The 10,592-nt window shown below is 37.8% G+C and carries 11 protein-coding genes and 1 pseudogene; all 12 read right to left on the bottom strand.

Features of this window, described 5'->3' with window-relative positions:
- Positions 1 to 242: 242 nt before the first annotated feature.
- The gene (locus EKM76_RS11285) at positions 243 to 1,022 is read right to left on the bottom strand and encodes a TPM domain-containing protein (RefSeq protein WP_035457187.1); all 780 of its coding nucleotides are present in this window, start codon (positions 1,020 to 1,022) and stop codon (positions 243 to 245) included.
- A 12-nt stretch (positions 1,023 to 1,034) separates the two neighbouring features.
- Positions 1,035 to 1,622 (bottom strand): LemA family protein, encoded by a 588-nt coding sequence (locus EKM76_RS11280; protein WP_003678281.1) that lies wholly within the window; start codon positions 1,620 to 1,622, stop codon positions 1,035 to 1,037.
- Between the two features lie 197 nt (positions 1,623 to 1,819).
- A complete protein-coding gene (locus tag EKM76_RS11275) occupies positions 1,820 to 3,739 on the bottom strand; it encodes a copper-translocating P-type ATPase (protein ID WP_100070907.1) in 1,920 nt (639 codons plus the stop codon).
- Positions 3,736 to 4,008 carry a cupredoxin domain-containing protein gene (locus EKM76_RS11270; RefSeq protein ID WP_035181042.1) on the bottom strand — a complete coding sequence of 91 codons (273 nt, stop codon included), beginning with the start codon at positions 4,006 to 4,008 and terminating at the stop codon, positions 3,736 to 3,738. The genes EKM76_RS11275 and EKM76_RS11270 overlap by 4 nt, the downstream gene beginning before the upstream one ends.
- A gap of 33 nt (positions 4,009 to 4,041) precedes the next feature.
- Positions 4,042 to 4,413 carry a cupredoxin domain-containing protein gene (locus tag EKM76_RS11265; RefSeq protein WP_100070905.1) on the bottom strand — a complete coding sequence of 124 codons (372 nt, stop codon included), beginning with the start codon at positions 4,411 to 4,413 and terminating at the stop codon, positions 4,042 to 4,044.
- 252 nt (positions 4,414 to 4,665) lie between these two features.
- Positions 4,666 to 5,082: an ArsC/Spx/MgsR family protein gene (locus tag EKM76_RS11260; protein WP_125550737.1), complete on the bottom strand. Its 417-nt coding sequence runs from the start codon at positions 5,080 to 5,082 to the stop codon at positions 4,666 to 4,668.
- A gap of 31 nt (positions 5,083 to 5,113) precedes the next feature.
- Positions 5,114 to 5,917 carry a prolipoprotein diacylglyceryl transferase gene (gene lgt / locus EKM76_RS11255; protein ID WP_089144941.1) on the bottom strand — a complete coding sequence of 268 codons (804 nt, stop codon included), beginning with the start codon at positions 5,915 to 5,917 and terminating at the stop codon, positions 5,114 to 5,116.
- Between the two features lie 14 nt (positions 5,918 to 5,931).
- Positions 5,932 to 7,287, bottom strand: coding sequence for a sensor histidine kinase (locus EKM76_RS11250; RefSeq protein ID WP_225417924.1), 1,356 nt, complete (start codon positions 7,285 to 7,287; stop codon positions 5,932 to 5,934).
- Positions 7,284 to 7,976 carry a response regulator transcription factor gene (locus EKM76_RS11245; protein WP_003678293.1) on the bottom strand — a complete coding sequence of 231 codons (693 nt, stop codon included), beginning with the start codon at positions 7,974 to 7,976 and terminating at the stop codon, positions 7,284 to 7,286. Before EKM76_RS11245 ends, EKM76_RS11250 begins: the two co-directional genes overlap by 4 nt.
- A 223-nt stretch (positions 7,977 to 8,199) precedes the next feature.
- Complete coding sequence (locus tag EKM76_RS11240; RefSeq protein ID WP_263853691.1) at positions 8,200 to 8,535, bottom strand: multicopper oxidase domain-containing protein; 336 nt, start codon at positions 8,533 to 8,535, stop codon at positions 8,200 to 8,202.
- 71 nt (positions 8,536 to 8,606) lie between these two features.
- Positions 8,607 to 9,650, bottom strand: coding sequence for a multicopper oxidase family protein (locus EKM76_RS11235; protein ID WP_125550735.1), 1,044 nt, complete (start codon positions 9,648 to 9,650; stop codon positions 8,607 to 8,609).
- A 17-nt stretch (positions 9,651 to 9,667) separates the two neighbouring features.
- Positions 9,668 to 10,447 (bottom strand): annotated as a pseudogene (locus EKM76_RS11230) (HAD-IC family P-type ATPase); the annotation flags it as partial.
- Positions 10,448 to 10,592: the final 145 nt, after the last annotated feature.

Genomic DNA, 10,592 nt, shown 5'->3' with positions numbered 1-10,592 from the left:
AACCTTGATGACGGTTATTCTGGATTACAATGACAAGTTTGATCAGCGGGTGCATAAGGGATTCAACATGGTTGAAGACACATTAGAATCTATGTTTTAAAAAAAGGACGAGAGGCTTTTCTATTTACACATAAAATTTGACACTCTCCGACGACGTCTATTAAAGCAAGTTCTAAATAAAATTATGATTCTATTTAAGTGATAATCATCCAAAACCATTAACCATACACCAATCTCATGACCTAAATACTTGCACCACCGCCACCAGATGAACCGCCACCGCTAGAAGAACCGCCGCCACCGAAACCACCAAAATGATCATTGTTATTAAAGAGCCAGGCTAAGATGGACCATAATTGCCAACTGCGCCCCCAAGGACTGAACATAAATCCAATAACAATAATCAGGCCAACAAGTTGTAGAATATTCTTCACGTTGAAAATACTACGATTGGAATTCATCCTATTTTGATAACCCTTATCAGATTTTCTATCATTCTTGTATCCGTAATGCCTGTCGACCAATGTTGTGATACTACTGAACGTTTTTTGCAATCCCTGATTGACAGTCTCAGTTGAGGTAGATTTTAACTGACTTTTATTACTGGCTAAAATTTGTCCAGCCTGGCTATCTGTGACGACATCTTCTAATCCGTAACCTACTTCAACACGAACATTACGCTTCCCATCATTTAAGGCATAAAGAATTAAAATACCATTATCCAGTTTTTTTTGACCAATACCCCACTTTGAAAATAAATCGGCCGCATATTGATCGACATCAGAATCACCAGTAGATTTTACTACCGCCAACATAATTTGCGGTTTGTCCTTGGTTTCGGCATATTGTTGATTCTTTGTACTAACCAAATCTTGTGTCTGTGAATTTAGTAAATTTACTTGATCAAAATAATTATCAGTCGGTATGCTAGGTAAACTGGCCGCCTGGACAAAAGTTGTTTGAAGTAGCAGCAAAAAAGGTAATAACAACCATAGCCACGCATTCGTTCTTTTTCGGTTCACGATGTCCACTTCCTAGTTGTCTAAATCAACTTTAGGTGCCTTATCAGCATTCGAATTTGCTTTGAATTCAGCTTTCTGGCCTAAACCCATCGTAGAAGCAAAAATATTTTTGGGAAAAGTAACTACATTTTGATTGTAAGTCTTAACTTGTTGAATATACCGACGCCGCTCAACCGCAATGCGATTTTCCGATCCTTCCAGCTGGGTCATCAATGTCGCAACATTAGCATTCGACTTCAAATTAGGATAATTTTCTTGGATCACATTGATTAAAGTACCAACTGAACTATTGATTTTATTATCGGCCTTGGCTTTTTCTTTAACTGTTGTTGCGCTACCGTAACTTTTCCGTGCATCAGCAATCTGACCAAAAACTTTTTGTTCCTGACTCATGCTGCCCTTAACTGCACTTACTAAGTTAGGAATCAGGTCGTAGCGGCGTTGCATCACATTTTCCACTTGACTCCATTGCGCCTCGACTTCTTGATTCTGTTTAGCCAAACTATTATAGGTTTCAACACTTATTGCACCAACGGCCGCAAGCGCTATTAAAATCACGCCTAAGCTAATCCACCAGGTTCTAAATCTTCGCGATTGCATTTTTCTCATCCTCTCAAAAATACGCTAAGTTATTTTTAACGAAGTTCTAGAAAATCTAAATGATCTAACCATGTTTATAGACCATTCAATAAAAGGATTCCAACAAATACAGCTATAACAGTATAGACAACTGCGACCACTACAGTCAGCACCGTTGCTTTTTTTGAATTTTGATTTTCCACTTTGTATCCTCCAATTTACGCAGTTACCGTAGTTAATTTGGTTCTATTGAGCATCAATGAACTGGCAACAACTGATAATGAACTTAATGCCATTCCTAGACCGGCTAATTCTGGACTCAAGATCAGCCCTAGTCCAACAAAAATACCAGCAGCAACGGGGATACCTAATGAGTTATAAATGAACGCCCAAAACAGATTTAACTTAATTCGATTAAACGTTTTTTGACTCAACTCGAGTGCATTGACAACATCTAACAGATTATTCTTAACTAAGATAATGCCACCAGATTCAATTGCAATATCCGTACCAGAACCCATGGCAATGCCGACATCAGCGGTTGTTAATGCTGGCGCATCGTTAATACCATCACCAACAAAGGCTACTGGTGCTTGTTGTTGAAGTTGTTTAACGTGATCAGCCTTATCGCCGGGTAAAACATCAGCAATGACCTCATCAATGCCAACCTGATCAGCAATTGCACGAGCAACTCGTTCGTTATCACCAGTCAGCATCACCGGACGTAGGCCACGCTTCTTAAGTGCCGCAATTGCTGTAGCCGAGCTTTGCTTTGGTGCATCCTGAATAGCAATTAACCCGATAATTTCATTATCGTAGCCAACGATCACTACGGTTTTAGCTTCGCTTTGTAGTTGTACCATCTTAGCCGTTAATTGATCGGTAAGTTTATAATTATCAAGTAACTTATCATTACCAATAAAGGCTTCTTTACCATTGATTTGTGCCTTGACTCCCTTACCCTCAATCGCTTTGAAACCTTGTGCAGTATTGGGAGTGATGCCTTGCTCTTTAGCCTTTTCTAAAACAGCCGCCGCCAAAGGATGCTCCGAAGAAATTTCTAGATTGGCTGCCACATTCAATACCGCTTGCTCATCGCCAACAATATCCGTCACCTTTGGTTTACCCACAGTGATTGTTCCTGTTTTATCAAAAACAACTGTTTTGATCGTATTAACTGCCTCTAGCACTTCACCGTTCTTAATCAGAATCCCCATCTTTGCACTCCGCCCTGTACCAACCATTAGAGCTGTGGGGGTAGCAATTCCTAGTGCACATGGACAAGCAATAATAATCACAGAAACAGTAAATAACATGGCAGTCACTACACTAGCTCCAAGTAAAACATACCAAACGAAAAAGGCCAGAATAGCGATAATTAGAACAGCGGGAACAAAAATATCAGAAATTTTATCAACGGTTTTTTGAATCGGTGCATGACTTGTTTGAGCCTTTTTGACCATCTCAACAATTTGCGCCAATAATGTATCATCACCAACCTTACTAGCTCTAAACATAAATGTTCCTGTACTATTCATTGTTGAACCAATCACTGAATCGCCAACTTTTTTCTCGGTTGGTATGCTTTCACCTGTAACCATCGACTCATCGATTGTTGAACTACCCTCGGTAATAACACCATCTACAGCAATTTTTTGACCTGGTTTAACGCGAAGAATATCACCGACAACAACTTCTGCCATTGGAATTTTTACAATCTCACCATTGCGCAAAACCTCTGCCTCTTTTGCCTGTAAATCTAGTAACTTAGCTACTGCACCTGATGCACTACGTTTCATATTTTCTTCAAAAACTTGTCCTAATAGAATTAGTGTAATAACAAGTGCTGCGTCTTCAAAGAAAACATCTTTGTTATTAAACATTGCATAAATGCTGTATAAATAGGCTGTTCCAGTCCCAATCGCTACTAAAGTGTCCATATTAGCATGGTGGTGCCGAAATGATGCCCAAGCACTTTGTATAAATGCCCGACCAGAGACAGCCATTACTGCGGTTGTCAGTAGAAACTGCGTCCACATACCTCCTGGTAACTCAAAGCCAAAAGGACTAGCAACCATATTTATTAATATTGGAGTGGAAACAATCAAAGAAAATATAAATCGATTTCTTATATTCATTTTATAACCACCTTTCCGTAGGCCATATCCATACCACAATGAAATTGATATTCGCCGGCCTTATCAGTATTAATTGAAAAAGTTTGTTGTTCATTTATTGGCAGAAATCGTTTGATACCAAGTTCCGGCAAAACAATTGTATCGACACAGCCTTTTTCGCTGATTCTTTTAAAAGTGATTTCTGCAGGGATCCCCTTGATTAGTTCTACAGCATCTGGATGATAGCCACCATCAACGATTACCATAATGCTTTGTTTCTTATCTGTCATAACGATTACCTCCAATATTTTTAATAAGCTTGCTTATTTTACAATTACTTTTCCATGAAACATATTCATTCCGCAAGCATAGTCATACTCACCGGATTTACTTGTATCAATATCGATCACATGATCCTTATTCTGTGGTAAAAATTCATTGATACCAAAATCTTCAAAAACTACTTGCTCCAAGCAACTAGATGGATCTTTACGATTAAAGGTTATTTGGGCAGGAACTCCGCGCTTCAAAATTACGGTACTAGGCGTATAACCACCACTAACAATCACATTGACATCCTGTCTATTATCCGTTATATCTGCCGCAACCTCCTTAGCTGTATGTTTACCGAAGAACCACCAAACAATAAATCCAACTAGCAAACCAGCTACTATTGTTACCAAAATTTTATCCATGATCAGACTTCCTTTTTTTATAAAAATTAATTTTATTCGGTCATACGACAACCATCTTTTTATTAAACAAGCAATTACAGTTAATTACGTTGAAGCATTTATAAGCTTTTCCATTGTGACCGTCAATTTCATTCAGGTTCATCACTCCCTTACGTTTACACTTGTAAACGATACAAATATCATACCTCTTAAGTTTACAAATGTAAACACAAAAAGCAAAAAAATTTATTCTGTTGTAAAGCCCTGGTCAATTCAAGAAGCTTTACCAAATTCTGCAGTATATAATTTACCAAGTAATGACAATCGCTCACGCTTCCGCTGTTTTGATGGTACAAAAACACCGATATCCTCAATACTGAATCCCGTAACCAGGCTTTGTTCATTAAACACAATCGGGTTCTTTAAAATTTTGGGGTGCTGATATACCGCAATCACTAATTGATTAAATGTTAGACCCTTATCAAAAACGTGTTCTTGAACAGCCTTCGAACGTATTGCAATCAAATCATCGCTACCATTATCGGATAGCAAAAACAAGTGCCTAATTTCCAATTCAGTTAATCGCTTTTGCATAATATTACGGATCTGTACATCAATTTTTTGATCATGAAACCAATCGAGCATTTTTCGTTTTGCCGGATCACTAGTATGAAAATACAGATTAATCATAATTTAGCCTCGCTTTCTTTTACATTATTAATTAATCAATTAAATAATTAGAAGCTTTTTGCTGTTTCCGTCGATAAACAAAGATACTGAGCATCACAATGAAAACAATCAATGATAATAATTGTGACACACGTACTTGGCCAAATAGATACAAGCTATCAGTTCGCATTCCTTCAACAAAAAATCGACCAAATGAATACCAAATCGCATAACTTAACGCAATTTCTCCCCGTTTAAACAGACCTCTTTTATGCCGTAAACTAAGGAGTAAGATCAAGCCAACAAAATTCCATACTGATTCATATAAAAAAGTTGGTTGATGATATGCACCGCCAATGTACATCTGTTGCACGATAAAGTTAGGCAAGTGTAACTGCTGCAAAAAACTGCGTGAAACAGCAGACCCAAAGGCCTCCTGGTTAACAAAGTTACCCCATCTTCCAATAACTTGACCTAACATAATGCCTGGCGTAACAACATCTAGGACCTGCCAAACTGATAAGCTACGCTGCCGACAGAAGACGATCAATGTAATCCCACCAGCAATTAGGCCACCATAAATGGCAATACCCCCTTGCCAAATCGCAATGATCTCATTTAAATGTTGTGAATAATACTGCCACTCAAAAATGACATAATAGATTCGTGCGCCAATCAATCCAATTGGCAATGCCCAGAATACTAAATCATAAATGTCATCTGCAGAAATCCTTTGTCGCTTAGTTTCGTTAATTGCAAGCAGCACACCAAGTACTGCCCCACTTGCAATAATAATACCGTACCAATGAACCAGAAAAGGTCCTAATTTAAACGCGATCGGGTTTAGTGCTCCCATATGATCATTCCCTCCTAATTATTCAATGGTAGTTTAACTGTAAAAATAGTCCCAACACCTAATTCACTGTCCACAGAAACTGAGCCACCATGAGCCACCACGATTGCTTTAACAATTGCTAAACCAATCCCTTGGCCGCCTTGTTGGCGATTTCGTGCTGGATCAGCCATATAGAAATGATCAAATACATGTGGGACATCCTTTTCTGTAATTCCACTACCGTTGTCTTCAATAGTTAAAACAACATTATCTGCTACACGTTTTAACTTAATTATTATTTTGCCCTTTGTTTGTGTAAATTTTATGGCGTTTGACAATAAATTGGTAATAACCTGATTTATTTTATTTGGGTCAATTGCAACGATGATTTTTTCCGTCTGGTAATCAAGCGTTATTCTTTTCTCCTCAAGATTACTTTGAAAATTATTTAAAACCTGCTGTATCAATTTACTAAGATCAGTATCAACTTTGATTAACTTATCATCGCGATGTTCAATTGAAGCAATATTTTCAATATTATTGATCAAGTGGGTCAACCGTATAACTTCATCATTTAAACTAACCAATCTTGCCTCATCAATTGGCCAGATTCCATCGATCATCGCTTCTAGCGAACCCTGAATCGTTGTTAATGGCGTGCGTAATTCATGAGCAATATCGGAAGACAAACGCTCCCGTAGCGCCTGATTCTTGGATAACTGGCGTGAAAGTTCGTTAGTTACATTTACTAGCGCATTTACCTCTACGATTTGTGTTTGTTGCGGTAACTGGTTTCGATAATCCCCAGACGCTACCGCCTGAGTAAAGGATACAATTTGTCGTAACGGTCTACTTAGATCACGAGCTATCCATACTGCAATGACTATTGCAACTAAAAATACAAAGATTGAAATACCGGCCAAACTAATTCGTAAATCATTGATAAATGCGACATCATGTCGTGTATACCCTAAAGCATCATTATGTGAGAATTGTACTAGGGCGACTTTTTTGGAATTAATCTTGATAGCTCCATTTTTTTTGTTCATACTATCTATATTTTTGGTATTAGTAGCCCTATGTAACAAGGTTTGACTTGGTTCCCATATTATTTTATTGTCAGTATTTTTCAAAACCAAAATAAGACCATCTTGCAATGCTCTAACACCGATCTTTTTAACTTTGGCCGGTTTCCAAGTACCATTGTTGATCAGATAACTAACCTTTAATTCGTTTTTATATGCGGTGAGCGTTGTATCATGTTTTTTCTGCACATATTTGTCAAAATGATCACTAACTAAACTCATGGTCATTAAACTAATTGAACCTACGATCAATAACACCAAAAATATAAAAGAGATTATTAGCTGTGTCCGAATCTGTCGTTTCATTCATCTTTACTCCCACCAAAACGGTAGCCTCGGCCATGAACCGTTATTATATAAACCGGCTTAGTATTATCACTTTCAATTTTTCGTCGTAAATTTTTAATATGAGAATCAATCATCCGATCTAGTCCGTCATAGTCAATTCCTCTAGTTAAATCGATTAACTGTTCACGGGTAAATATTTGTCGATAATAGTTCGCCATTGTTGCAAGAATATCATATTCTGTATGCGTCAGTGCAATCTCCATATCATGGACAAAAACTTGTTGCGATTCTAATTTGATTTTTAACTGTCCATTGTTAAAGGAGAGAACTTTTTCCGCTTGTTCTTCTGTGACACGTCGTAGTACGGTTTTTATCCGTTCTACTACCACTCGTGGACTAAAAGGCTTAACTACATAGTCATCGGCGCCAGATTGCAATCCGTTAACAATACTTTCATCACTTGATTTTGCCGTCAACATAATTATCGGTGTTTTACTATCTTGCCGTATTCTTCTGGTCACTTCATTACCATCTAAATCTGGTAGCATAAGATCAAGCACCACCAGGTTAGGCTGCCATTTATAAAACTTGGTCAAAGCTTCCGTTCCCGAGTAGGCCACCTCAACTTCAAATTTTTGTGCGATTAAATAGGCGGTAACTATATCTACAATTTTCTTTTCATCATCGACAACTAAAATTTTAGTCAAATTTTTTCATCTCCATATATTTTGCACATAATCTCCATACGTCTCTGGCATAATTATCAAAAAGAAAAAGAAGTGAACAAATATGTGGATGCTAGCAACAATTCTTCTAATTATCTTCTGCCCACTGCTACTATTCATCATGATGCTGGGTTTAATTCCACCACAACAACTTGACAGCATTAAGCAGACTTGGCGTAATTTCATTAAGCGAATTAAGTGACCGTTACGGCACAACTTGAATTTGGCCCATCATTCCGGTCTCTTCATGTTCAAGATTATGGCAATGATACATAAAAAACCCAGGTTGCGTGAATTTAATCATAATTTTATATTGGTTCCCCGGTCTTGTCATAATTGTGTCTTTCCTCCCTTGCATGTTACTTGCGGGTGTGTTGCCATTAACGCTCAATAACCGAAACTGAACGCCATGGATGTGAAAAGGGTGGATCTCACCCATCATATTATCCTTGTTACTAATCTTCCAAATTTGTGTCGTATTTTGTTTTACCTTTATATCAATTCGTTTCATTGAAAACTGCTTATTATTGATGCTTACCATATGTCCCATACCAGATAAGGTGATGTTTTGAACAACTTTTCGATTGAAATTATTGACCGACTGAATATTCGTTAGTCGATGGGGTATTTTGCTTCTCCTCCACGATTGCTCTTTATCCTCATTGTCAGAACGCTACTTTCCTTAGACTTTAGCTTGACCTGACTTCCCTGCGAGTAACCACCTAAATCAACGACGACTTCTGCCCGCTCTCCAGGTGTTAGTATAATTTGTTTCTCTGGAACTGGCTTTTTTAAAAATCCACCATCGGTACCAATCTGGTAAAGAGGTCTACCATCATTGAGTTTAAAAATATATTTACGGGCATTGGAACCATTTAATAGGCGTAATCGAATATATTTAGTTGTTGTTTCGATATATGGATTCTGAGTACCATTTACTAATAATTTATCACCTAATGTCCCATTACTAGATGCAGCCTGCCTATAATTCAATTGGTTATTTTTATCAAAGTTTCGATCCTGTACAACAACTGGAAAATCATCTTTACCATAAGTTTTGGGTAACTTTATTCGCCTACTATTTTGATCATCAACCAACAAGAAGCCAGCTAGTCCTTTATAAACCTGAATAGCCGTACTGCCAACAGCATGAGGATGATACCAAAGCGTTGCTGCTGGTTGATTAACTTTGAAATTTATTAGTCTACTCTGGCCCGCTGCAACAGTTTGATGTGGCCCACCATCACTTGAGCTTGGCAAAATTGCACCATGCCAATGAAAAGAGGTCGATTGTTTTAAATGATTTTGCGTACGAATATAAATATTTACTCCTTTTTCAACTCGAATTGTTGGTCCAAGAAACGAACCATTATAGCCATACGTTTTAGTCTTTTTCCCAGATAATAACTGCGTTACTCCAGTTTGCGCGCGTAAAGTGTAGTAAATATTATTATTATCAATTGAATCAGGCTTTAGGACTGGTGGAACAATCAATCTGTGTTGTTTTTCTTGGTTATTGCTGATTCGTGAGTTCGTATTTGACATCATTCCGCCCTTAACTGGTGATTGTTTAAACTTAATTAGCCAAAACGCATTAAGCACAACTACGACGACAATAAAACTAATGAGTATTAAATAAAATTGCCTGTGTCGCACAGCATTAACCCCCTGTCTTACTTTCTAATTCGTAACGTTTGAGCATTGATGGCAACAACAACAGTTGAAAGCCCCATCAGAATTGCGCCTAAAGCAGGACTTAATACAATGCCAACAAATGCTAGTATCCCAGCGGCCAACGGAATAGCAAAAATATTATAACCCGCACCAAACCACAAGTTCTGTATCATTTTTCTAGTCGTATGTTTTGCTAATTTTAAGAAATTCAAAATATCGGACGGATCACTTCGCACTAATACAATATCGGCAGAATCCACTGCAACATCAGTTCCTGCACCAATAGCGATTCCTACATCTGCACGGACAAGACTCGGCGCATCATTAACCCCATCACCAACCATGGCAACTTTAAGTCCCCTACTTTGATATTGCTGAACAATTTTTTCTTTATCATCAGGTTTTAATTCAGCATGTACGTCCTCTTTGGCGATACCAAGTTGGGCAGCTACCAATTGAGCCACTTGTTGATTATCACCAGTCAACATAACCGGACGAATATGTTGTGTTTTAAGGCCATCGATCAAGGTTATTGCTGCTGATTTAATTTGATCTCCTTGGGCGACAAAGCCCACGTTTTTATTAGCAACAAGAAGAAAACTAACCGTGTTGCCTGCAGATGCTAAGCCATTAACTAACTTTTTATCATACTTAATTTTATTTTCACGCAAATATTTTTCGTTGACAATTGTCATATTTTTTTTATTTATTTCGCCTTGTATACCAACTCCAGGAATGTTTTGAATATTTTCCGCAGACATTATCTTTAAATTTAATTGCCGAGTTTACAATTGAAGTGCAACACCCAATGAACTAGACCAACTATAGACAAAAAGGCCATGAAGACCTATTCTTATAATCGCCAAGAAAATAAGAGAGTAGGTGCCTTCATGACCCAATCCCAGAGTACCATGTCTAGCCATT

Source organism: Loigolactobacillus zhaoyuanensis (assembly GCF_003946385.1).
GTDB lineage: Bacteria > Bacillota > Bacilli > Lactobacillales > Lactobacillaceae > Loigolactobacillus > Loigolactobacillus zhaoyuanensis.
The sequence above is the reverse complement of the archived record's forward strand: the minus strand, read 5'-3'. Positions and strand labels throughout refer to the sequence as shown.

Excerpts from the sequence above, each read along its gene's own strand:
- EKM76_RS11280 (WP_003678281.1), bottom strand. The coding sequence starts at position 1,622 with ATGCAATCGCGAAGATTTAGAACCTGGTGGATTAGCTTAGGCGTGATT.
- EKM76_RS11275 (WP_100070907.1), bottom strand. The coding sequence starts at position 3,739 with ATGAATATAAGAAATCGATTTATATTTTCTTTGATTGTTTCCACTCCA.
- EKM76_RS11240 (WP_263853691.1), bottom strand. The coding sequence starts at position 8,535 with ATGGTAAGCATCAATAATAAGCAGTTTTCAATGAAACGAATTGATATA.
- EKM76_RS11270 (WP_035181042.1), bottom strand. The coding sequence starts at position 4,008 with ATGACAGATAAGAAACAAAGCATTATGGTAATCGTTGATGGTGGCTAT.
- EKM76_RS11260 (WP_125550737.1), bottom strand. The coding sequence starts at position 5,082 with ATGATTAATCTGTATTTTCATACTAGTGATCCGGCAAAACGAAAAATG.
- EKM76_RS11250 (WP_225417924.1), bottom strand. The coding sequence starts at position 7,287 with ATGAAACGACAGATTCGGACACAGCTAATAATCTCTTTTATATTTTTG.
- lgt (WP_089144941.1), bottom strand. The coding sequence starts at position 5,917 with ATGGGAGCACTAAACCCGATCGCGTTTAAATTAGGACCTTTTCTGGTT.
- EKM76_RS11265 (WP_100070905.1), bottom strand. The coding sequence starts at position 4,413 with ATGGATAAAATTTTGGTAACAATAGTAGCTGGTTTGCTAGTTGGATTT.